This window comes from Xanthovirga aplysinae (assembly GCF_009711365.1).
Taxonomy (GTDB): Bacteria; Bacteroidota; Bacteroidia; order Cytophagales; family Cyclobacteriaceae; genus Xanthovirga; species Xanthovirga aplysinae.
On record NZ_SMMB01001290.1, the window covers coordinates 1 to 22,566 of the forward strand.

Here is a 22,566-nt window from a genome sequence, read left to right on the forward strand (position 1 = left end):
CTTTTCCAGCAAAACTTGTCCTTTTTTAATATGAAAAATCTTGATTTTTCCTGCAATGGATTTAAATATTCTTTCGGTTCTTTCGGGACGAGCATCAGTGAGGAAAAGTTGGCCAAAAGTGTGACTGGCTACCATTTGCATCAACCGTTCAATCCGCCGATCATCGAGTTTGTCAAAAATATCATCTAGTAGAAGAATAGGCTTAAAGCCTTTGTGATCTTTTACTATATCAAAGTGAGCCAATTTTAAAGCTATTAAATAAGACTTTTGTTGACCTTGTGATCCGAATTTTTTGAGTGGATACCCTTCAATTTCAAATTTAAAGTCGTCTTTATGAGTACCTTTTGTTGTACGTTGAAGTACGAGGTCCTTTTCCAGGGCATTTCTAAAGTCCACTTCAAAATTTTCTTCTTGTAAGGCGGAACTGTAGGTAAGGGTAACTTCTTCCTGGGTTTCACAAAGATTTTGATAATGTTGCAAGAAAATTGGATTAAATTCTTGTATAAAAAGATTTCTTCCTTCAAAGATTCTTTTACCTACATTTAACAATTGTACATCATAAGTGGAAATCAGTTCATAGTCAATATAGTGTTGGTCAGAAAATTGTTTTAAAAGGGAGTTTCGCTGTTTTAACAGTCGATTATATTTCATTAGATTTTCCAAGTAATCCGGATCAATTTGCGAAATTATGGCATCAAAAAATCGGCGGCGAAACTCACTGCCTTCTCGAATAATATCTGTATCATTTGGAGCAATGAGTACGACTGGAAATTGGCCAATATGATCACTTATTTTCTCGTAGGGCTGCCGGTTCAGCTTAAAAACCTTTTTTTGGCTTTTTTGAAAACTGCAATGCACCTGATCTTTTTGCTCTCCTTTCCGGAAATCACCCATTACCATCAAATAGGGGGCATTATGTTGAATATTTTGGCTGTCTACCGTGTTAAAAGCACTTTTCGTTAGTGATAGGTAATGAATAGCATCTAGTAAGTTAGTTTTTCCACTCCCATTCCCTCCAACAAAGCAATTAATTTGCCTGGAAAAGTTCAGCTTGAGTTCCTGGTAGTTCTTAAAGTGTAGTAAACTGATATTTTCGAGGTACATTAATTTCTTATTGAATGTTTTTTATTTAATTTCGCACTGCTTATAAGGGCATTAAAGGTAGTTTAATAGGGATTTTTTTATTTCTACTGATATTTTACTTTAAAAAAGGTTATTAGTAAAACCCATTTAGTGATTGGAAGACCAAAAATGAAATAATTACTTGTGGGATTTGAGATTCCTGGATCACTTTAAAACTAATAACTGTTATCTATAAATTAGTTGCAGAATTATGGCAAAGACAAAAGAAAAGTCAACAACAAAAGTAGACCCAAAAGCTAATTTTTCAAAAGAAACCTACATGTTCTGGTATGAGAATATGTTGTTGATGAGAAAATTTGAGGAGAAGGCAGGTCAGTTATACGGCCAGCAAAAGATCAGGGGATTTTGTCACTTATATATTGGACAGGAGGCTTGTGCTGCAGGTTCTGTTTCAGCTTTAGAAGAAGGAGATAAATATATTACTGCTTATAGAGATCATGCCCATCCAATTGTATTAGGTACAGATCCTAGAAAATTGATGGCTGAACTTTATGGTAAGGAAACCGGGGTTTCTAGAGGTAAAGGAGGCTCAATGCACATGTTTGATGTTGAAAAAGGATTTTTTGGCGGTCATGGAATTGTTGGTGCTCAAGTTCCATTAGGGGCAGGGCTGGCTTTTGCCGAACAGTACAAAAAAACCGGTAAAGTTTCAATTACTTACATGGGAGATGGAGCCGTAAGACAAGGTGCTTTCCACGAGGCTTTAAATATGGCGATGACTTACAAGTTACCAGCAATTTTCGTAATTGAAAATAACGGTTATGCCATGGGAACTTCTGTTCAACGAACATCTAATGTAACCGACTTATATAAACTAGGTTCAGCTTACGAAATGCCTTCTTTTCCAGTGGATGCAATGAAGGTAGAGGAAGTGCATAAAGCTGTGGCCGAAGCAGCAGAAAGGGCAAGAAGAGGTGATGGGCCAACTTTGTTGGAATTCAGAACTTACCGTTACAAAGGACACTCTATGTCTGATCCAGCAAAATATCGTACCAAAGAGGAAGTGGAAGAGTACAAAAGCCAGGATCCTATTGAGCAGGTGAAAACTACTATTTTGAAAAATAAATTTGCTTCCGAAGAGGAGCTGGATGCTATTGGCAAAAAGGTGAAAGAGACGGTTGCTGAATGTGTGAAGTTTGCTGAAGAATCATCTTATCCGCCTGCTACGGATGCTTATAGGGATGTTTATGCAGATCCTGCATACCCATTTATTAACGATTAAGCCGGTGAAAGTTTTTTTTCTGCTTATTTCTTATAAATTTGCGTTTCATAAATAAGGTAAAATGAAGCAAAAGCATAAACAAAAAGAAGAATTTCATTCTACATCAGATTTTCTGGAAAGACCAGAAGCTTTACAGCAGGAGATTTCTAGAACTGAAGAGTTTATTAGAACCAACCGAACGGTAGTTTTTTCATTAGGAGGACTATGCGCCTTGATTATCGCAGCCTATTTTGGGTATAAGTACTACAATGATAATCAAAATGTTGCTGCACAGCGAGAGATGTTCCAGGCTGTACGGTATTTTGAAGAAGAGGATTATGCCAATGCCTTGAACGGGGATGGAAATAATTTGGGTCTTATTGATATTATGGATGATTATGGCTCTACTAAAGCCGCTAATTTGGCTCAATATTACACCGGAGTAATTCATTTGAAACAAGGTGAGTATGATGAAGCTATCGACTTTTTAGGTAAATTCAGTGCTGATGATGTTGCTGTACAAGCAAGAGCCTATGCTTTGATTGGAGATGCTTACATGGAAAAAGGAGATTTTAGTGAAGCAGCTAAGTTTTATAGCAAGGCAGCAGACTTTAATGCTAATAAATTTTTCTCTCCACAGTATTTGATGAAAAATGCTTTAGCATTGGAGAAAAATGGTGATTTGAGAGGAGCAGAAGCAAGCTACGATAAGATTGTTAAAGAATATGCTAGTGCTTACGAGTATCAGGAAGCACGAAAACAGAAGGCTCGACTATCGGCCCTTGCATCAAAGTAAAATATAAAGATATTAAATCAAAAAAAGGGATGAGGCTTTGATGCTTTATCCCTTTTTTTATTTCTGAAGTTTTAAAAATGTTCTTTAACGAAAAGGAAAGAAAACTAAAAGTTTAGTAAGGATTTTTAGGTAAATGCTATTCTTTTTTTGAGTTTAAGAGGCAATTGAAATATAAATTTTAAATTATTCATCAAAATGGCGACAAGTCTGAAGAGTTTAAGTGAGCATTCCGAGCAAAATTTGGTTGATATTTCCGGAAAGAAGTTTGCATTGATTGTTTCGGAATGGAATGAGGAGATTACAGAGTCCCTTTATGCAGGTGCATATGAGACACTATTGAAAAATGGAGCAAAAAAGGAGAATCTTGTGAAAAAATATGTTCCTGGAAGTTATGAGCTGATATTAGCGGCACAATGGATGGCTCAAAAGGAAGATATTGATGCCGTTATTTGTTTGGGTTGTGTAATTCAGGGAGATACGAAACATTTCGACTTTATTTGTGATGCTGTGGCTCAAGGTATTAAAGATGTAAACTTGAAATATAATAAACCAGTGATTTTCGGTGTCCTTACCCCTAATAATCAGCAACAGGCCTTGGATCGTGCAGGTGGAAAACATGGGAATAAGGGCGATGAGGCCGCGATTACCGCCATAAAAATGCTAGGGTTTTAACGCTTGATCAAAATAGATAATAAGGAATTAAGGAAATAGAGGGAATAATTGCCCAAATAAATAAAGAGATGAAGGTTTTAAAATTTGGAGGTACTTCGGTAGGATTACCACAGCGGATGCATCATGTCGCACAATTGGTGACCGCAGATAAAGAATCTAAGGTAGTTGTATTGTCAGCTGTATCAGGAACAACCAATGCCCTAGTGGAAATTGGAGAGCTTCTGTTGAAGGGAAATAAGTCAGGGGCTACCAAAAAGATAGATACCTTATACGATAAATATCTGGACTTTTACAAAGAGTTACTGAGTGAAGAGGAAAGTCTTTTTAAGGGCAAAGAGATTATTGACACCCATTTTGGGTTTATTCGCTATCTATTGGATAGTTCGTTTAGTGAGTGGAAAGAAAAGGAATTGTTGGCTCAGGGTGAGTTGCTCTCCACAAAGCTTTTTTATACTTACCTCAAAGAAATTGGTATTAAGGCCGTTTTATTGCCGGCATTGGATTTTATGTATATCGATGAAGATGGGGAGCCTGATGTGGAATATATTCGGGAAAAACTGCATGAGCGATTGGCTGATAATAAAGGAAATCAGATTTTTGTTACTCAAGGATTTATTTGTAAAAATGCCGAAGGATTAATTGATAACTTAAAAAGAGGAGGAAGTGATTATTCAGCTTCTCTAATTGGAGCGGCATTGCAGGCTGATGAAGTGCAAATTTGGACTGATATTTCCGGAATGCACAACAATGACCCCAGGATCGTGGAAGACACTTTCCCTATTGCGGAACTTTCATTTGAAGAGGCTGCGGAGTTGGCTTATTTCGGCGCTAAAATTTTGCACCCTTCTTCCATCCTTCCTACCCAGAAATATAATGTTCCCGTACATTTGTTAAATACTATGCAACCACAAGCTAAGGGGACTTTGATCAGCTCCAAGCAAAACCCGGGGGCGATTAAGGCAGTGGCAGCAAAGGATGGGATCATTGCCATTAAAATTAAATCGAGCAGAATGCTATTAGCTTATGGTTTTCTAAGAAAAATTTTTGAGATCTTTGAAAAGTATAAGACACCAATTGATATGATCACTACCTCCGAAGTAGCGGTTTCCCTCACCATTGATGATGATAGCCAGTTAGGAGCCATTTTGGATGAGTTAAAGGAGTTTGGTACTGTTCAGGTAGATGAAGAGTTGAGCATTGTTTGTATTGTAGGTGATTTTGTTTCGGAGAAGAAAGGGATAATTGAGAAAGTGATCCATTCTATGAATGATATACCTTTAAGAATGGTGTCCTTTGGAGGAAGCAAAAATAATATTTCCCTATTAATTGAGACAGAAAAGAAACGAGAAGCCCTTCTTTCCTTAAACAAGGGTCTTTTCCATAAGTAATTTCTTAATGTAGCTTATTTTTCAAGCTAAGTTTTGAAAATAAAAAAGGCAGGGCTTTTTCAAGTCCTGCCTTTTTAATGTAGAAAATTCTCTAAATAGAAAATGAAATAATAGGTATTTCACTTATTCTTAATTTCTCCTAATTAAGCTGGTTGGAAGGCAAAGAATATTATCCATACAAATAATAAAATAGGTAATAAAATTGGAATGGAATAGCGAATTATGTAGCCAAAGAAAGAAGGCATCTTCACTCCTGTTTGTTCTGAAATAGATTTCACCATAAAATTAGGTCCATTACCAATATAGGTGAGGGCACCAAAAAATACCGCTGACAAAGAAATAGCTCTTAATGAAAGTATGGAGTCTGGAAAGGAGCCATTGGCATATGCAGCTACATCCGCAATATTTCCTACATCCATGCCAGAAGAACCCATGGCAGCAGCCAGGAAGTTAAGATAAGTTGGCGCATTATCTAAAACACCGGATAAAAACCCTGTTCCCCAATAAAGGGAATTATGGTTAATGAGAGCCGTTCCGGCATCTGATTTAGCAAATTCGGAAACCAGTTCAAGGGCCGGCATCATGGTCCCAAATATTCCAATGAATATTAAGGCAACTTCTCGGATTGGCTCCATATTAAACTCGTTACCCCTTAATGCCTCTTTATTGGCAAAGCGATGAGATAGGTAGGCTACAGAAAGCATTATAACTTCACGGAGGTAAGAAAACTTTGTTCCGTCGTATTGAATAGCAGGAACCCAATCTACTACATTGGGATCAAGAAAAACGGCAGCGATTACCACTCCTAACCAAAGGAAGTTTCTACCTCCAACAATACTGATTTTGTTGCTGAAAGATCCAGGAAGTTCACTTTCATCTAAGTCTTTATTCCTTTTGTCAACAATATAAAAAAGAACCGCTAATATAATTAAACAAAAGGCCCAGGCTAATATATTATGTTCAAGGGTCCAGAAGAATGGCACTCCTTTCAAGAATCCTAAGAATAAAGGGGGATCACCAATTGGAGTTAGTGCACCACCCGCATTACTAACCATGAAAATGAAGAAAATAATATGATAGGCCTTAACTCTCCCCTTATTCATTCGTATGAAGGGTCTAACCAAGAGCATGGATGCTCCAGTAGTGCCAATAAGGTTTGATATTACTGCTCCAATTATAAGCAAGGCTGTATTTACACCTGGGGTAGCCTTTTTATCTACCTTAATAAGTATTCCTCCTGAGGCCATGTATAAGGAGGCCAATAAGGCTATAAACTGTACATATTCAGCAAATGAGTGAATAGGGCCATGAACATTTTCCAGAGAGAAAACATAATAAAAGACAACAATGAGAGCTAAAAATATGGCTATTATGGGGTAGTTCTTATGCCAAAAATGTTCATAAAACAGGGGGCCAGTGGCAATCATTCCTAATAGAAGCATAAAAGGGATTACCAGCCAGGTAGGAGGACCATGATGCACCTCTTCTCCCATAGAGCCCTCATCCTGCATCTTATGTTCTGGTTCAGATTGTTGACTGTTAATAACTTCTTTGTTTACGGTTGCCTCATCTTCGGCAACAACCGTTTCAAAGTTTTTTGGAGTTGAGGTTTCCGCCAAGGCAGTAGAAGTCAGTGAAGACGTTGCCAAGGAAAAAAAACAAAGAATTAAAATTAAAAAGTTTTTCATGATATTCATGATAAAGGTTGAGTTCTGGAATTATTCAGTCAGGTGATGTCTGAAAAAATATTTTTTGCCGAAAAGAAATATTTGCCTAAAGATAAACGATTATTGGTGTAAACGGTAATCCCTGCTTTTTTTTCGACAAGTGATCATCAGAGCTTTTCTAAATTTCTCATTTTTAAGCGATAAAGGAATGCTGAAAAACAATATCTCACTGCTTTACTGTCTAAACAGATAAGGGTTAAATTTAAGGGTGTCGTGAAAAAATTCGACTTTAATTTACTTTTCAAAGTAAAGGGAAACGTTAAAAAAATAGTGTCCCGAAGGAAACAATGCCTGGATTTTTTGGCTAGAGACGCAATACATTGCGTCTCTGTAGATTTCTTTTCACTTAAATTTAAACCAATTCTTTTAGAGCTAACTCAAATGAAGTTCTTGCAATTTCAGTCCTATTCTGGTTAACCTTTCTTGCTCTGTCAAGGGCCCGCCAGATTGTGGAAGAGGTGTCTGAAAAAATGGCCTCGTCAGTTACTTCCACCTCGGTGCTCATTAAGTAAGCAAATACCCTAGCCATGCCACAATTGGCGATAAAATCTGGAATTACCGACACATTGGCATCTGCAAATTCCCCTGTTGGGCCAAAGAAAATTTCAGGATCTTTAAAGGGAACATTTGCACCACAGGAGATAACTTCTAATCCCGAAGCAATCATTCTTTCAACTTGTTGACGGTCAACTAAACGGGAGGCAGCTGCTGGGATAAAGATTTCCGATTTGAGGTCCCATATTTTTTTATTTATTTCTTCAAATGGGATAAGGTTTTCGATGGTAAGTTTGTTGCCTTTGCGGTTTAAAAAAAACTCCTGAATTTCATCAAAGGAAAAACCTTCCTCTCTTATTACTCCTCCCTCTTTATCAATAATGCCTACAATTTTCACTCCTTCTTTGGCCAGGTAAAAAGCAGCAGCAGCACCAACATTGCCCCATCCCTGAATGACTGCCCTTTTCTTGGCAAGTTGTCCATTCCAAAGGTGATAATAGTGTTTGACAGCTTCCGCTACTCCATATCCGGTGATCATATCGGCAACGGTATATTTGCGGTCTACCGATGGACTAAAGGTTCGATCTTCCAATACTTTGCTTACTCCATGACGAAGTTGACCCAGTTTTTTGATCTTTTGTGGTTCTGAGGCCTGAAAATGACCATTAACAACTCCTTCTTGAGGGTGCCACAACCCGTATTCTTCAGTAATTGGAATTACCTCGTGAATTTCATCAACATTAAGATCTCCTCCGGTTCCGTAATAATTTTTCAAAAGGGGGATAACAGCTTTATACCATCTTCTTAATACACCATCTTTTCTTGGATCATTTGGGTCAAAATTAATGCCGGATTTTGCTCCTCCAATAGCCGGACCCGAAACAGTAAATTTAACTTCCATTGTTTTCGCAAGGGATTCTACTTCATGTTGATCCAATCCTTTACGCATTCTTGTTCCTCCTCCGGCAGCGCCACCTCTTAAAGAGTTTATTACTACCCAGCCTTCAGCCTCAGTTTCTGAATCATTCCATTCAAAAACTATTTCTGGTTTCTTATTCTCAAACTTTTCAAGAAGCTCTTTCATTTTTACTGTTATTTTGCCCGTCAAATTTATAAAATTAATTCAAGTTTAAAACCATGTTTTAAATCAATGGAGTACTATTTTAATGTACTTTAAAGGATTTTAAGAAGTGTGTCTTGAAGCACCTCTTGCCTTATTACTTTTGCCTTTAGCAAAATCTTTTATGGCTTTAATGTGTTTGGCCTTGTATTTTGTTTTATTTTCAAAAATGCAGGGATTGCAAATATAAGAGCTTCCCTTAAAATTGCAATTGCTGCTTTTGGAACTAATTTTAACCTTGGGCTTTCACCAAAGCCAGAGTTTTGAATGGAGGAAACATTTCTTCCCGTGGAGGTTGATTTCCTATAGGTAAAATGGATTATTGAAATTTATGGGTTTTAGGACAAGTTTTGTCACTTTCTCACGTTTTTCCCTAAACTTTTAGTTTTTATCCTTTTTTTTATTCCACTGAATTTCCTTATTTGTCTGCCGAAAAATTGAAGTAATCTACTTACTTGATTAAGAAAGGTAATATTAGGCAATTTTTAATTGCTAGTAGGTTGGGTAGTAAAGGGATTTGGGGTTATTCAAACCAAACTGGATGAATTTAGTTGTAGATATGGGGAATACCCGCATCAAAACAGGGGTGTTTCAAGGGGCTAAATTAATACAAGAAAGAAAAGATCAGGCGGAAGCAGATCTTTTTCAATTTATTAAAGAGGTTAGTCCTAGTGCTGTGTTAGTCAGTTCAGTAGGGGTGGATGTGACGGCTTTTGTAGAACAAATTCGAAAAAATATTCCAGTTGTAGTACTTGGTCCAACCACTCCAATTCCTATCAAAAATAAGTATAAAACCCCGGAGACTCTGGGGGTAGACAGAATAGCAGGTGCTGTTGGGGCTAAATTTTTGTTCCCAAATAAAAATTGCCTGGTTATAGATACAGGAACCTGCATCACTTATGAATTTATTGATGATGAAGGGCAATATTGGGGAGGTGGAATTTCACCCGGTTTGAGAATGAAAGTGGAGGCCCTACATAATTTTACAGCAAAATTGCCGTTTATTGAACTCGAAAACGATGTGCCTTTAATTGGGCGAAGTACAGAAGAATCAATGCTTAGCGGGGTGGTAAATGGTACCCTTGCGGAAATTGAGGAAATTATTCGGATGTATAAACGTAAATTTGCAAATTTGCAAATTGTAGTTTGTGGTGGAGACTCGAATTTCTTTAAAAATAAGATTAAAACAGATATCTTAATAGTTCCCGATTTGGTCCTAATGGGCCTAAACAGAATATTGCAACACAATGATCCGAAAAAAAATCAGTAAAGGGCTTTTGGTTCTCATGACCTTTTTAAGCTCCGTGAGTATGGCGCAAGTGACTAATTCTCCCTACACTTTTAATGGGCTGGGTGATGTTGCGGATCTTGGATTAATCAATACCCTTGGTATGGGGGGATTAGGGGTTAGTTATGGATCACCTTGGTTTATAAATAATGTGAACCCCGCTTTATTAGTCCGTAACGGTTTATTTACTACATTCGATATAGGGGCTGCTTCCGATTTGCGTCATATAAGAGATGCAAGTGGAAGCAATACAAATTTTCAGGCCGGATTATATAATGCCATTTTGAGTGTGCCAGTTTCCAGGGATCGTTGGGTGGCCTCCATTGGGTTGAAACCCCTGACTAATGTTCGGTATAATATTAATTCGACCCAAACTGTAGTGAGTGATGGGGAAGAGTTTGAAGTTCAAAATCAATTTCAAGGAACGGGAGGGTTGAGTCAGTTCTTTATTTCCAATGGTGTAAAATTGAACAAGAATTTTTCTGTAGGGCTGATGTCTTCCTATACTTTTGGCGCTATTACTAAAACATTACTACAAAACCCTTTGAGCTCCTCTTCTGCCATTGATGATAGCTTTCTATTTATTAACGAAGATTCTATTTTGAGTGTAAGTGGGTTTACATTTCAGTTAGGAGGAGCCTACCAAGGAAAGATAGGTAATGATACCTACTTAAATTTAGGAGGTGCCTACATGTTTGAATCTAACCTTAATGCCACGGAGTTAGTAACTATTTCTAACGCAGGAACGCCCGCTGATACAGTGCAAAACCTTTCTGGGAAGGTAACATTCCCCGCAACAACATGGGCAGGGATTTCCTTCGAAAAGCGGTATAAATGGATGGTAGGTTTTGATTATAGAAGACAACAATGGGACAAATTTCGAGATTTTCAGGGCAATAACGAAGGGTTGCGGCCTTCCGATTTGTATATCCTTGGTGGAAAATATACCCCTAATATCAACGACGTAAACAATTACTGGAACAGGGTGACTTACCGTGCTGCAGTTCGGTTTGAAAACACCCAGTATATGCAAAATAATAATCAGGTTCAGGATCTTGGCATAAATTTTGGGTTAAGCTTACCTGTATATACGGCCTCCTATATTAATTTTGCTGTACAAGTGGGGCAAAGAGGCTCATTAGATAAGGGACAAGTAAGGGAAAATTATGCCAAAATTTTTCTAGGGTTTACTTTTAACGATAAATGGTTTATTAGAAGAAAATTAGATTAAACTTAAAATGATGAAAGCAAAGATTTTAATAGGCTTATTTTTTGCATTTGGAGTGATTAACTTCGCCCAGGCTCAGGCTGGATGGAACTGGCCAGAAGATAAAGCAACAGCTGAAGAAAAGTATGTTCTTTCCAATGATTATACTAAACAGCAAAATTGGGCAGAAGCTGTAGGGCCCTGGAGATGGTTATATAAGGAAGCTCCTAATTTGAATAAAGCTTTATACCTGAATGGGGTGAAAATTTATAAGGGATTGGCAGATGCTGAAAAAGATGCCAAAACTAAAATTGCTTACGCAGATACAGTGATGATGCTCTACGATCAGCGTGTAGAGTTGTATGATGAAGAAGCAAATGTGAGAAACAGACAAGCTTTTGATGCTTATAAATATTTTAAGTCTGATAAAGCTAAATATGGTGAATTGCTTTCTTTATTCCAGAAAACTTTTGAGCTCAATGGCAATAAAGTGATTGATAATAACCTTATTGCCTATATGGATGTGGTTAGAATATACAAGGCTACCAATCCTGATGCCATGTCTGATGAGCAAGCTTTAGAGGTTTACGAGCAAATTAGCGATATTCTGGACAGTAAGAAAGCCGCAAAAACAAACCTTGCCCGCTTGGAGAAATATGGGGACCAAATTGATAAAATTCTTGCAATGACTGTAAAAGTGGATTGTGAATTTATCGAAAACAACATGGCTCCAAAATTAGTGGAAGACCCATCTAATTTGAAGTTAGCCAAGCAGATCTTTAAAATGTCGTTGGCAGGAAAATGTTCTGATAATTCATCCTATTTGTTAGCGGCAAAAGTGATCCAGGACAATGAACCTACTTTTGCCATGGCTAAGTTGATTGCAGGAAAGGCTGCAAATGTAAAGAATTATGATGAAGCCTTTAAGTTTTACGATAAGGCCATTGAATTAGCAACTGATGAAATGGATAAGTCAGATATCTACATGAATAAGGCAAAAATCTATGCGGTTAGAGGAAATAGGTCCTCTGCTAGAAGCAATGCTTTTAAGGCTGTTAGTATCGATGCCAGTAAAAAGGAGGCTTATGCCTTGGTAGGTAACTTGTACATGCAAAGCTACGAAAGTCTGAAAGAAGGGAAAAACCCGGTTGAAGACCGTGGAGTTTTCTTGGCTGCTTATGAAATGTTTAGAAAGGCTGGAAATTCCAAAGGAATGCAATTAGCCAAGGAGCAATTCCCTTCTAATGAGGATATCTTTAACTACGGAATGAAGGTGGGAGAAAAAATGCATGTAGGAGGCTGGATTAACTCAGATGTTGTTATTCAGAAAAGATAATAAATGCCATACAAAAAAAGCGGTCAGTGCCTGGCATTGACCGCTTTTTTTGCTTCTATGTTAATATTTTTTCCAATTTTTACATTATCGACAAAATATTGACATAGAAAACTGGAGATATACGTTAGAAAAAATAATAAGACGTTAGCAAAATTTTTATTTCTTTTTTGGTTAATTAGACAATAAGGATAGTTACAAATTGAGAATTAGGATTAAAGGAGAAAGAAATTTTAAAAGCGATTGGATAAATTTAGCCATAGGGAGGGTTAAGTAAATCAAAAATGGCAGACGTTGTTTTTGTTTTATATTCAAAAAACCTCAAGTGAATTCCACTTTAAATTCCAAATCCTTGATTTTTAATTCACAATTAAATTATTGATAATGAGAAGAAGTCTTTCTTGTTTTATATTCTTTTTAAGTTTGATCATTGGATTTACTGCTTGTTCTCCAGATAAGGACAATAAGGCCTTGGAACCTTATGATGGCCCCTTGTTGGAGGCCGTGGATGTGGAAATGCTTGTGAGTGATTCTGCTGTGGTCCGGATGAAGCTAACCGGGAAAAGACAATGGGATTTTAAAAATGGAAATAGGGAGTTTCCTGAAGGGTTATTTATGGAATTTTTGGAACCAGATGGTTCTATTACCTCCACCATAAAGGCCGATAGTGGATTTTATACCTCGGAAACCAATTTGTACAGAGCCAAAGGGGATGTGGTAGTTGTTAGTAAGGAAGAGGAAGAAAAGGAACTGTACACTGATGAACTTTTTTGGGACCCTGCCAAAGAAAAGATATATACTGACAAATATGTTAAGATAATTACATTAACTGATACCCTGGAAGGAACAGGGCTGGAATCCGATCAGAATTTTATTAATTATGAGATTCTAAACCCCAAAGGGAGTACAATTTTGGATGATGATGAAGAGTTTTAATATATTGATCTTTTCCCTGGCTGTAGCCTCCTTTATTATTGGGGTGCACCAATCGATGACCATTGGAATCCAGGAGTCTTATTGGCTTTTTATGATAAGTACAGCTTTGTTCTTTTGGTATAAGTTAAGAAAAGGACGGCTGGAAGAAAGCTCACAGGATGTTGCCGCCAAGTCACAAAAAAGAAAGAAGAATTGAGTTATTAAAAATAAGATGGTAGATTTTAGAACTTTTTGAAGCAGCCTTGGGGAGAACATCACTAAAATTGTGATTAGGGGAAAATGAGTTGCTGTTTCAAAAATATCTTCTAAAATTTCAGATTGAATGGATACTTATCAGACACTTACTTTTATTGCAATAAGCCTTTTTTTTTCTGCTGTTTTTTCCGGAGTTGAAATTGCATTTGTGTCTGCAAATAGACTTCAGATTGAGCTTCAAAGCAGTAAAGGGTATTTTTCCGGCCAAATGTTAGCAAGGTTTATTAAAAAACCTTCACGCTTTATTGCCATGACCCTAGTGGGGAATACGGTGTCTTTGGTTGTTTACGGAATTTTCATGGCCCAGTTAGTAGACCCTTTTTTGGTCCAAACCCTACCTCCTTTTCTAAATAATGATGTATCCATTTTGGTGTTTCAGACTATTATTTCCACAGCAGTGGTGCTGATTACGGCTGAGTTTTTACCCAAGAGTTTGTTTTTGTTAAATCCAAACTGGCTGCTATCATTTTTTGCGATTCCTCTCAGTCTATTATATTTCTTGATGTATCCTATTATTTGGGGAGTTGTGGCCTTATCTCGTTTTATTATTACCAAGATTTTAGGCCTGGATTACTCTGAGGACAAACCTGTATTTGGATTAACGGATCTAAGCCACTTTATCCGTAGTTCGCTTCAGCATGAAAATGTACGTAGTAAATTGGAAATGGATACGGAAATATTTACCAATGCTCTTGAGTTTAAAAAGGTGAAGGTTCGTGATTGTATGATTCCTCGTACCGACATTGTGGCCATTGGTATTGATGAGGGAATTGAGGATCTACGTCAGGCTTTTGTTGAGAGTGGGCATTCCAAGATTATGGTCTACAAAGATTCCATAGATGAAATAATAGGTTATTGTCACTCTTCAGAATTGTTTAAAAAACCTAAAGGAATTGAAAGTATACTTACCAGTATCATGATTGTGCCCGAAGTTATGTTGGCAAATGAATTGATGGTTCAATTTATTTCTGAGCATAAAAGTGTAGCTTTGGTAGTAGATGAATTTGGGGGAACTTCCGGGATTGTGACCATGGAGGATATCATTGAAGAAATATTTGGTGAAATTCAGGATGAACATGATGTTGGAGAGTGGACAGAACAAAAGATTGATGAAAATAATTACTTAATGAGCGCCCGCCATGAAGTAGATTATTTAAATGATAAATATGGTTGGAGAATTCCAGAAGGAGATTATGATACCTTGGGAGGTTTTATCCTTTCAGTTACCGAAAATATTCCCAAACCAAATGAGAAAATCGAAATCTCACCCTTTGTTTTTACCATAGTTTCTACAAAGAAAACCCATATTGATTTGGTGAAAATTTTGATCCTACCTCAAGAGGAAGAAGAATCTTGAAAATTGAAGCTTAATTAGTATAAAATTTTGATTTTATCTGATGAAGTAACTATTTTGCGCCCTAGAAAAATTTAGAAGATGGCATTAATCAATAAAATTAGAGAAAAATCAGGTCTTGCTGTGGGAATCATCACAGTTGGTTTAATACTATTTTTGTTAGGGGGTGACCTACTAGGGCCCAGTTCAAGGATTCTTGGCCGTGGTACCTCTAATACTATAGGGGAAATTGCCGGGGAAAGTATTAGCTTGGAACAATACCAAATGGTGTTGGATGAATTGCAATTGAATTATAGTTTGCAAACTGGAAGAAAACCAAATGAAGCTGAACTTAGCTCCCTTCGGCAGCAAGCTTGGGAATATCTAATTGTACAGGTTGGCTTTGGTCAGCAGTACGATAATTTAGGAATTGTCGTGACCAGTGATGAAATGATCGATATGGTTCAAGGCAAAAACCTTGACCCTCAGATTGTTCAGGCTTTTACCAATCCTCAAACCGGGGAATTTGACAAAGAAAATGTAGTAAATTATTTACAAAATCTTGGTAGTCTTCCACCTGAGCAACAGGCCCTATGGTATAATTTTGAAAAACAAATGAGGGATGGAAGACGTCGTTTGAAGTATGATAATCTTATTGTGAAATCTTCTTTTGTGACAGAAGAGGAAGCAAAGCAAGATTATAAAGAGCAGTACGATGTTGCAGATGTAAAATACCTTTATGTTCCTTATAGAAGTATCAATGATTCTTTAGTAGAAGCTTCTAATGCTGAATTAGAAAAATATCTGAGCGCTCACAAAGATCAATATCAGGTAGAGGATAGCCGTAGCATTCGATATGTTTCTTTTTCCGTGGTTCCTTCGGCAAAAGATTCTGCTGATATCCGCCAGGAGTTAGCTGACTTGAAGGCTCAATTTATGTCCACTGTTGATGATTCTACTTTTGCTATTATCAATACAGAAGGAGTTAATGCTTACCAATCTTTGACAGTAGACCAGCTTCCAGGGGAATTGGCTGATCATATAGAAGAATTAAAGGCAGGTGAAGTTGAAGGTCCAGTTCAGGTTGGAAATGCTTATAATTTGTATAAAATTTCAAATATTGGAGCTGGTGAAAATTATGTGGCTAAGGCAAGTCATATCTTAATTAAAGCTGCGGATGAAAGCAATGCCGCCAAAGCGGAGGCAAAAAGAAAAGCTCAGGATGTACTTAAAAAAGCACGTGCAGGAGAAGATTTTGCTCAATTGGCTCGGGAAAACAGTGAAGGACCTACCGGACCAAGAGGTGGTGATTTAGGTTGGTTTGCAGAGGGAAGAATGGTAAAGCCATTTAGTGATGCCGTTTTTGCTTCCAGCAGAGCAGGAGTAATCAATAAAGTGGTAGAAACAGAATATGGATTCCATATTATTAAAGTTGATCATGCCAAGACAAACACTTTGTATAAAGTAGCTGTAATCGAGAAAGAATTAACCCCTAGTGATGAAACAATAGATGCTGCTTATAAAAAGGCAGATTATTTCGCTTCAACGTCCAATAATCTTGAGGAGTTTGAGGCTAATGCAAAAGAAGAAGGCATGAACACTAGATCAGCCCTTAAAATTGAAGCTGGTGATCAAAGAATTGGGGCGTTGGGTAGTGCAAGACCAATCGTTAGATGGGCCTTTAAGGACGCGGCTGTTGGTGGAGTTTCTCCTGTGTTTGATCTGGATAATGAATATGTGGTGGCTGTTCTGACTGGGAAAGTGGCTAAAGGAACCGCTTCATTGGAAAGTGTTAAGGGACAGATTGAAAGAAAAGTGAAAGATGAGAAGAAGGCTGAAATGATTAAGGCAAAACTTTCAGGCTCAAACTTAGCAGAAATGGGATCTTCATACGGTTCTGATGCGAAAGAATACAGTACTACAGGTCTTAAACTAAGCAGTAACAGTTTGCCAAATGTGGGATTTGCACCTGAAGCAGTAGGGTTAGCATTTGGTTTGGAAAAAGGCCAGGTTTCTTCTCCGATTGCTACAGAAAATGGTGTAATTGTAATGGAATTGAATAATAAGGTGGCAGCTGCTGATGTGACTGACTACTCATCATATAAAAAACAGTTAATGGATAAAATGCTGAATAGGGAGGCATATAACCTTTCCGAGACTGTTAAAGAAGCATCAGATATCAAAGACGAAAGATACAACTTCTTTTAATAAGATATTGCTCTAGAAAAAGGGACGACATCAATGGAGATGTCGTCCCTTTTTGTTTGGGGTAAGGGAAGTTTGAATATTAAGAATAACTATATCTTTCTCTTAAATCGATGATGTCTTTCTAAAATTACTTTTTATCAATTCCTACAATGAAGGAGGTTATTGTCCCTTTCTCTGGGATACAGGAGTAATCTAAAAGTTAGTAAAAGGAACAATTGGGGATTTCAAAAACTATTTAATCATCAATTTTTGTGGAAGATTCTTAATTCTAGTGGAGCAACCTTTGTTTTAACTAATATGAGGAAAAATAATTTATCCTTTCTTTTTTAACTTAATGCTATATCTATGCTGAATCAACCATTTTCATTTGAGTCCTTTAAGGAGAAGCTTGATCTTCAACATAAATTTCCAGAAGTGTATACTTTTAAATTTATTGTTCCTAGTACCCAGGTAGAAGAGATTAAGAGTTTATTCCTTTTGGACAGGACGTCTAAAATTGTGGAAAAGCCTTCAAAAGGAGGAAAATATATAAGCGTAACGGCCAAGGTTTTGATGGATTCCAGCGATGATGTAATTAGAATTTACAAAAATGCACAAAAAGTAGAAGGGGTTATTTCTTTGTAAATAACTTAGCGTTAATAATATTTTGGAACAGCACTTATTCTACTATTAGTGCTGTTCCCTAAGTATTTTCAGTAAATTGGGGGCAAATTCTTTATAATACCAAATTACGAGAGAAGTCGTTATAGGGTATGCTATTAACTAAAAATATAAACCATGTGGATAGAAGAAGATAATAAACTGAAGCAAAGCTTTAAATTTAAGGATTTTGTTGAAGCTTTTGGGTTCATGTCTAAGGTAGCCTTAATTGCTGAAAAAATGGATCACCATCCCAACTGGAGTAATGTTTATAACCGGGTAGAGATTGAATTGACTACGCATTCTGCCGGAAATACGGTAACCCAAAGAGATCGTGAGTTAGCAGAGGCAATTGAGCAATTGAAAAATGAATGATTATAAATTAATAGTGAATATTGCCTAGCACTATTCATTGTTAAATTTTGATTTTTCATTAAATAAAGGCATGGAGCAGGATACAAAAACATCATTATATATTGTCCCGACCCCGATAGGAAACTTGGAGGATATCACTTTAAGAGCTTTGAATATTTTGAAGGCCGTAGATGTGGTGTTGGCAGAAGATACCCGCAAGTCGGGTATTTTATTGAAACATTATCAGATTTCCAGACCATTGCAAAGTTATCACATGCATAATGAGCATAAGTTAGTGGAATCTCTGGTGAAGAGGATGCAAGAAGGCCAGAAGTTAGCTTTAGTTTCTGACGCAGGGACCCCGGCTATTTCAGACCCGGGATTTTTGTTAGTTAGAGAATGTCTTAAAGAGGGGTTAAAGGTAGAGTGCCTTCCTGGTGCTACAGCTTTTGTTCCTGCTTTGGTAAAATCAGGCTTACCTGCGGACCGCTTCATTTTTGAGGGTTTTTTACCACATAAAAAAGGGAGGAAAACTCGTTTGGAAAAGTTGGCAGAAGAAGAGCGGACTATCATACTTTATGAGTCGCCACATCGGCTTTTAAAGGCTTTGCAACAGTTCAAAGATTTTTTTGGAGGGGAGCGTCAAGCCTCCGTATCAAGGGAGTTAACCAAGGTGTTTGAAGAGACCGTAACAGATTCCCTTGATGAATTGATTACTTATTTTTCAGAAAAAACAGTTAAAGGTGAAATCGTCATTGTTATTGAAGGTAAAAAATAGTCCATATTACCTCCTGACCTTGTCACTTCTTAGTGGATTTTTATTCTGGTTAGGATGGCCCGTAAAACCATTTACTTTTTTATTGTTTTTGGCCCTTGTGCCATTACTTGCAATAGAAGATCATATCCAAGGTCAGAAAATCAGGAGATCTTCTCGAAGGTTGTTCTTATACGTTTATTTGGCGACTTTCCTGTGGAATCTAGGCACCACCTGGTGGATTTATAATGTGGATAAAATTGCAGTTATTCCTGCGGTGGTGATCAATGCCTTATTTATGACTTTCCCCTTCTTGGGATATCATTGGGTAAGGAAGCGTAGTTCTGATTTTTTGGCGTTTTTTAGTTTGGTTTTATTTTGGTGTGCATTTGAATACATACACCTTAATTGGGACCTTTCTTGGCCTTGGCTTACGTTGGGAAATGGTTTTGCCATGTATCCACAATGGGTACAATGGTATGAATATACCGGGGTATTTGGTGGAACCCTCTGGATCTGGGGTATAAATATTCTGTTTTTTATTCTTTTGTTTAAAGGGGACGCTATATTTCACAGAAAAGTGAGATGGATGAGTCTTACCTATACCCTTTTGCTGATCTTAATTCCTATATTTATCTCCTATAGAATTTATAATAATTATGAAGGTAAAGGAAGACCGGTGGAAGTGGTGGTAATGCAGCCCAATATTGACCCATTTACCGAAAAATTTGCCGATAGTAAGGACTTTATTCCTTTTGATCAGCAAATTGATCGTTTTATTCACCTTTCAGAAGAAAAGATTACCCCAAATACTTCTTTTTTAGTGTGGCCTGAAACTGCTATTGATAACGTTTTTAACGAACGGAACATTGCGAATTATAAACCCATTCAAAAAATAATAAACTTTAAAAACAGATATCCTAAGTTGGCCCTGTTGACAGGAATCACCAGTTATACCCAATATGGTAATGATAAAAATAAGGCCACTCCTACTGCTCGGTTTGGACAGAATTTGGGCTATTATGATGTCTTTAATACGGGAATGTTTATCAGCGATGACGATAAAATTTCCTTTTACCATAAATCCAAACTTGTTCCTGGAGCGGAATTATTTCCTTATCCAAAAGTCTTTGGTCCATTACGTGGAATGATGTTGGACTTAGGAGGAACTGGAGGGGGATTTGGTCGTCAATCTGAACCCACTGTTTTTAAAGATTCAGAACGATTGACTGTTGCCCCTGCAATTTGCTATGAATCTATTTATGGAGAGTTTATGGCTGGGTTTATCCAGTCTGGGGCTCAAATGATCTTCATTATCACCAATGATGGTTGGTGGGGGAATACGGCAGGACACAAACAACATCTTCATTATGCCAGTTTGAGAGCCATTGAAGGACGAAGAAGCATTGCTCGCTCTGCAAATACAGGGATTTCTGCTTTTATTAATCAAAGGGGAGATATCCTCCAGCCTACCACCTATTGGACACAGGATGTAATTCGTGGTACCATTTTAGCAAATGACGAACTTACCTTTTATGCCAAACATGGGGATTATCTGGCCCGAAACGCATTATGGCTAGGAATTTTTATTTTCTTGTCAGTATACGTTAAAGAAAGGGTAGAGATAAAGAGCCATAGGCAGCCCAAAGTAAAACAACATTAGCAGACAAGTAGCAGTAAATTTCAATTTAAAGTTATAAAATACCGAAGGCAATTGGGAATAGTGAATTACTAAAATTGGTGAAAAGGGCAATGAGTTGATTCTCGGGCCTCAAAAAACTGAAATAATTTGAAATAAGCGTATTTGCTCTAGGTCTTTAGTAATTCTAATTAATGAGCATTTTTTATGATCAACCTTGAACAACTTCTACCTCAAGTTATCCAAATAAGTAAAGATGCAGGTGCATTTATACGTGAAGAGCGACTGCATTTTGATCCTGAAAAAGTTGAAAAAAAAGGTTTCAACGATTTGGTTTCTTATGTGGATAAAACGGCCGAAAAGATAATTGTGGAAGGCTTGTCACAAGTACTTCCGCAGGCAGGTTTTATTACCGAAGAAGGCACAGGTAAAAGTCGTAAAGAAAAATATCAATGGGTTATAGATCCTCTTGATGGCACTACCAATTTTGTACATACCTTACCCGTTTTTTCTGTGAGTATCGCGCTAATACGGGATGCTCAAGTAATCTTGGGTGTTGTTTATGAAATTAATAGGGATGAATGCTTTTATGCCATTGAGGGAGGTAAAGCCTATTGCAATGAAACTCCTATTCATGTATCGGCTCCAACTAAGATTAGCGAAGCCTTAATTGCTACTGGTTTTCCCTATTCTGATTTTAAATTATTGGAAGCTTATCTACACATTTTGAGTGACTTGATACGAACTACCCATGGATTACGTCGTATGGGAAGTGCAGCTATTGACTTAGTGTATGTGGCCTGTGGTAGGTTTGACGCTTATTTTGAATATAATTTAAATGCCTGGGATGTAGCAGCAGGTGCATTTATTGTACAACAGGCTGGTGGTAAGGTTAGTGATTTCTCAGGAATGGATAATTATATTTTTGGACGGGAGATTATAGCCACTAATGGAAATATTCAGAAAGAACTATTAAATGCTGTAAAGAAGCATTGGCTTGGGAAAGTCTGAGGGTAGTAATAATTTTTTCATCCCCAATTTGGAAATGCCTCTGATATGGGAGGGGCTTAAATATAATTTTAATAAAGAGATAAAGTTTTTCGGGTATTTTATTAGAGTTTTTTCAGTAATACAATCATCTTCATATTTTCTCCCTTTTGGAAAATACGGAGGTTTTTGGAGGCAGAATTTGAAGTATTTAACAGAGTTAACTTATTTTGATTTCCATATTGGATAATAGTTGAACTTTGTTCATTTCTAAACTGAAATTGATGTACCTGGTTATGCTTACCTAGTTGAATAACCTGATTGTGGACGTTTGATCCTTCAATTATGGCCTCGTAGGTATTAGCCTTTCCCATTTGAGATACATTTAAATGATTTTCTTTTCCATGTTGAAATGTTACTAATCTGTTTTGACTTCCAATTTGCAGTGTACTACTATGGTTGTAATTTCCTTTTATGAAAAGGAATTGAAGGTTTCCCTCTGGGGCTAGATTTCCTTCATCTATAAAAGGAGTTTTCAATTGGGGTAAGGAAAAATTATTTAGTTCTTCCGGATTATTTTGTCCTATAGCTCCTGTGTTGAGGAAGAGGAAAAGGATGGTTATGCAAACTGAAAGGTTTTTCATGTTAGTGGTAGGTTAAAAGGGATTGGTCCCCTGAGGGATGAAATTTTCTTTTTCTTTCTTTTAAAAATATCAAAATTTTTCGGAAGGATATTTTTAATTGTTTTATGCCTTTGAAAAAATATGCCCCCACCAATGGTGGGAGCCTTTTTTTATCACTTAATCACCTATTTACTTTTTTCTGGCTTTGTAAAGGACTCAATTACTTGGAAAGTTATTAGATTTCCTGGATTCTTAGTCTGATTGTATAGAGCCTTTTTAATGTTTTAGCAAAGATGTATTTGGGAATTATCACCTAAGCAATTGTTTTTAGGGAGAAATTAGTTTTATTTAAAAACTTGATATCCCACAGTTTTATTTCCCCAACCTTTCACAATGGCCACCTGGGCATTAGTTCCAAAGAAACTTTCATTATGTTGGTAACCTACTGTCTTATTCCAGCTGCCAATT

At 37.0% G+C, this 22,566-nt stretch carries 20 protein-coding genes; 16 read left to right on the top strand and 4 right to left on the bottom strand.

Annotation, left to right across the window (positions count from 1 at the left end; genetic code table 11):
- Window positions 1-1,104, bottom strand: a 1,104-nt coding sequence (gene recF / locus E1171_RS21725) for a DNA replication/repair protein RecF (protein WP_155208179.1), incomplete at its 3' end; no start/stop codon positions are given.
- A 229-nt stretch (window positions 1,105-1,333) separates the two neighbouring features.
- On the opposite strand from recF, the gene pdhA reads away from it, so the two are divergent.
- The 4 genes from pdhA to E1171_RS21745 all read left to right on the top strand — a co-directional run bounded on the left by pdhA (window position 1,334) and on the right by E1171_RS21745 (window position 5,200).
- A complete protein-coding gene (pdhA, locus tag E1171_RS21730) occupies window positions 1,334-2,365 on the top strand; it encodes a pyruvate dehydrogenase (acetyl-transferring) E1 component subunit alpha (protein WP_155208180.1) in 1,032 nt (343 codons plus the stop codon).
- A 61-nt stretch (window positions 2,366-2,426) separates the two neighbouring features.
- Window positions 2,427-3,140, top strand: coding sequence for a tetratricopeptide repeat protein (locus E1171_RS21735; protein ID WP_155208181.1), 714 nt, complete (start codon window positions 2,427-2,429; stop codon window positions 3,138-3,140).
- 195 nt (window positions 3,141-3,335) lie between these two features.
- A complete protein-coding gene (ribH, locus tag E1171_RS21740) occupies window positions 3,336-3,812 on the top strand; it encodes a 6,7-dimethyl-8-ribityllumazine synthase (protein ID WP_155208182.1) in 477 nt (158 codons plus the stop codon).
- Between the two features lie 68 nt (window positions 3,813-3,880).
- On the top strand, window positions 3,881-5,200 hold the full coding sequence (locus E1171_RS21745; RefSeq protein WP_155208183.1) for an aspartate kinase: 1,320 nt from the start codon (window positions 3,881-3,883) through the stop codon (window positions 5,198-5,200).
- A 143-nt stretch (window positions 5,201-5,343) separates the two neighbouring features.
- Here E1171_RS21745 and E1171_RS21750 read toward each other — a convergent pair whose 3' ends face one another.
- Entirely contained in the window at window positions 5,344-6,888 is a 1,545-nt protein-coding gene (locus E1171_RS21750) for a sodium:proton antiporter (RefSeq protein ID WP_155208184.1), read from the bottom strand.
- Between the two features lie 391 nt (window positions 6,889-7,279).
- Window positions 7,280-8,506 carry a Glu/Leu/Phe/Val dehydrogenase dimerization domain-containing protein gene (locus E1171_RS21755; RefSeq protein ID WP_155208185.1) on the bottom strand — a complete coding sequence of 409 codons (1,227 nt, stop codon included), beginning with the start codon at window positions 8,504-8,506 and terminating at the stop codon, window positions 7,280-7,282.
- 577 nt (window positions 8,507-9,083) lie between these two features.
- On the opposite strand from E1171_RS21755, the gene E1171_RS21760 reads away from it, so the two are divergent.
- From E1171_RS21760 to E1171_RS21815, 12 genes are all read left to right on the top strand, one after another.
- Window positions 9,084-9,812, top strand: coding sequence for a type III pantothenate kinase (locus E1171_RS21760; protein WP_155208186.1), 729 nt, complete (start codon window positions 9,084-9,086; stop codon window positions 9,810-9,812).
- A complete protein-coding gene (gene bamG / locus E1171_RS21765) occupies window positions 9,790-11,061 on the top strand; it encodes a BamG family beta-barrel-assembly machinery protein (protein WP_155208187.1) in 1,272 nt (423 codons plus the stop codon). The genes E1171_RS21760 and bamG overlap by 23 nt, the downstream gene beginning before the upstream one ends.
- Window positions 11,062-11,068: 7 nt before the next feature.
- Window positions 11,069-12,373 (top strand): tetratricopeptide repeat protein, encoded by a 1,305-nt coding sequence (locus E1171_RS21770; RefSeq protein ID WP_155208188.1) that lies wholly within the window; start codon window positions 11,069-11,071, stop codon window positions 12,371-12,373.
- Window positions 12,374-12,754: 381 nt separating this feature from the next.
- Complete coding sequence (lptC, locus tag E1171_RS21775; protein WP_155208189.1) at window positions 12,755-13,306, top strand: LPS export ABC transporter periplasmic protein LptC; 552 nt, start codon at window positions 12,755-12,757, stop codon at window positions 13,304-13,306.
- A 4-nt stretch (window positions 13,307-13,310) separates the two neighbouring features.
- Complete coding sequence (locus E1171_RS21780; RefSeq protein WP_155208190.1) at window positions 13,311-13,502, top strand: hypothetical protein; 192 nt, start codon at window positions 13,311-13,313, stop codon at window positions 13,500-13,502.
- 126 nt (window positions 13,503-13,628) lie between these two features.
- A complete protein-coding gene (locus E1171_RS21785) occupies window positions 13,629-14,918 on the top strand; it encodes a hemolysin family protein (RefSeq protein ID WP_155208191.1) in 1,290 nt (429 codons plus the stop codon).
- A 78-nt stretch (window positions 14,919-14,996) separates the two neighbouring features.
- Entirely contained in the window at window positions 14,997-17,102 is a 2,106-nt protein-coding gene (locus E1171_RS21790) for a peptidylprolyl isomerase (RefSeq protein ID WP_155208192.1), read from the top strand.
- A gap of 345 nt (window positions 17,103-17,447) precedes the next feature.
- Window positions 17,448-17,726, top strand: coding sequence for a DUF493 family protein (locus E1171_RS21795; RefSeq protein ID WP_155208193.1), 279 nt, complete (start codon window positions 17,448-17,450; stop codon window positions 17,724-17,726).
- Window positions 17,727-17,879: 153 nt separating this feature from the next.
- The gene (locus E1171_RS21800) at window positions 17,880-18,116 is read left to right on the top strand and encodes a 4a-hydroxytetrahydrobiopterin dehydratase (RefSeq protein ID WP_155208194.1); all 237 of its coding nucleotides are present in this window, start codon (window positions 17,880-17,882) and stop codon (window positions 18,114-18,116) included.
- A gap of 70 nt (window positions 18,117-18,186) precedes the next feature.
- The gene (rsmI, locus tag E1171_RS21805; RefSeq protein ID WP_155208195.1) at window positions 18,187-18,873 is read left to right on the top strand and encodes a 16S rRNA (cytidine(1402)-2'-O)-methyltransferase; all 687 of its coding nucleotides are present in this window, start codon (window positions 18,187-18,189) and stop codon (window positions 18,871-18,873) included.
- Complete coding sequence (gene lnt / locus E1171_RS21810) at window positions 18,839-20,512, top strand: apolipoprotein N-acyltransferase (protein WP_343031515.1); 1,674 nt, start codon at window positions 18,839-18,841, stop codon at window positions 20,510-20,512. The genes rsmI and lnt overlap by 35 nt, the downstream gene beginning before the upstream one ends.
- Before the next feature lie 183 nt (window positions 20,513-20,695).
- Entirely contained in the window at window positions 20,696-21,499 is an 804-nt protein-coding gene (locus tag E1171_RS21815; protein WP_155208196.1) for an inositol monophosphatase family protein, read from the top strand.
- Between the two features lie 101 nt (window positions 21,500-21,600).
- Here E1171_RS21815 and E1171_RS21820 read toward each other — a convergent pair whose 3' ends face one another.
- The gene (locus E1171_RS21820) at window positions 21,601-22,119 is read right to left on the bottom strand and encodes a hypothetical protein (RefSeq protein ID WP_155208197.1); all 519 of its coding nucleotides are present in this window, start codon (window positions 22,117-22,119) and stop codon (window positions 21,601-21,603) included.
- Between the last annotated feature and the right edge of the window lie 447 nt (window positions 22,120-22,566).

Excerpts from the sequence above, each read along its gene's own strand:
- pdhA (WP_155208180.1), top strand. The coding sequence starts at position 1,334 with ATGGCAAAGACAAAAGAAAAGTCAACAACAAAAGTAGACCCAAAAGCT.
- E1171_RS21735 (WP_155208181.1), top strand. The coding sequence starts at position 2,427 with ATGAAGCAAAAGCATAAACAAAAAGAAGAATTTCATTCTACATCAGAT.
- ribH (WP_155208182.1), top strand. The coding sequence starts at position 3,336 with ATGGCGACAAGTCTGAAGAGTTTAAGTGAGCATTCCGAGCAAAATTTG.
- E1171_RS21745 (WP_155208183.1), top strand. The coding sequence starts at position 3,881 with ATGAAGGTTTTAAAATTTGGAGGTACTTCGGTAGGATTACCACAGCGG.
- E1171_RS21750 (WP_155208184.1), bottom strand. The coding sequence starts at position 6,888 with ATGAAAAACTTTTTAATTTTAATTCTTTGTTTTTTTTCCTTGGCAACG.
- E1171_RS21755 (WP_155208185.1), bottom strand. The coding sequence starts at position 8,506 with ATGAAAGAGCTTCTTGAAAAGTTTGAGAATAAGAAACCAGAAATAGTT.
- E1171_RS21760 (WP_155208186.1), top strand. The coding sequence starts at position 9,084 with ATGAATTTAGTTGTAGATATGGGGAATACCCGCATCAAAACAGGGGTG.
- bamG (WP_155208187.1), top strand. The coding sequence starts at position 9,790 with ATGATCCGAAAAAAAATCAGTAAAGGGCTTTTGGTTCTCATGACCTTT.
- E1171_RS21770 (WP_155208188.1), top strand. The coding sequence starts at position 11,069 with ATGATGAAAGCAAAGATTTTAATAGGCTTATTTTTTGCATTTGGAGTG.
- lptC (WP_155208189.1), top strand. The coding sequence starts at position 12,755 with ATGAGAAGAAGTCTTTCTTGTTTTATATTCTTTTTAAGTTTGATCATT.
- E1171_RS21785 (WP_155208191.1), top strand. The coding sequence starts at position 13,629 with ATGGATACTTATCAGACACTTACTTTTATTGCAATAAGCCTTTTTTTT.
- E1171_RS21790 (WP_155208192.1), top strand. The coding sequence starts at position 14,997 with ATGGCATTAATCAATAAAATTAGAGAAAAATCAGGTCTTGCTGTGGGA.
- E1171_RS21795 (WP_155208193.1), top strand. The coding sequence starts at position 17,448 with ATGCTGAATCAACCATTTTCATTTGAGTCCTTTAAGGAGAAGCTTGAT.
- E1171_RS21800 (WP_155208194.1), top strand. The coding sequence starts at position 17,880 with ATGTGGATAGAAGAAGATAATAAACTGAAGCAAAGCTTTAAATTTAAG.
- rsmI (WP_155208195.1), top strand. The coding sequence starts at position 18,187 with ATGGAGCAGGATACAAAAACATCATTATATATTGTCCCGACCCCGATA.
- E1171_RS21815 (WP_155208196.1), top strand. The coding sequence starts at position 20,696 with ATGATCAACCTTGAACAACTTCTACCTCAAGTTATCCAAATAAGTAAA.
- E1171_RS21820 (WP_155208197.1), bottom strand. The coding sequence starts at position 22,119 with ATGAAAAACCTTTCAGTTTGCATAACCATCCTTTTCCTCTTCCTCAAC.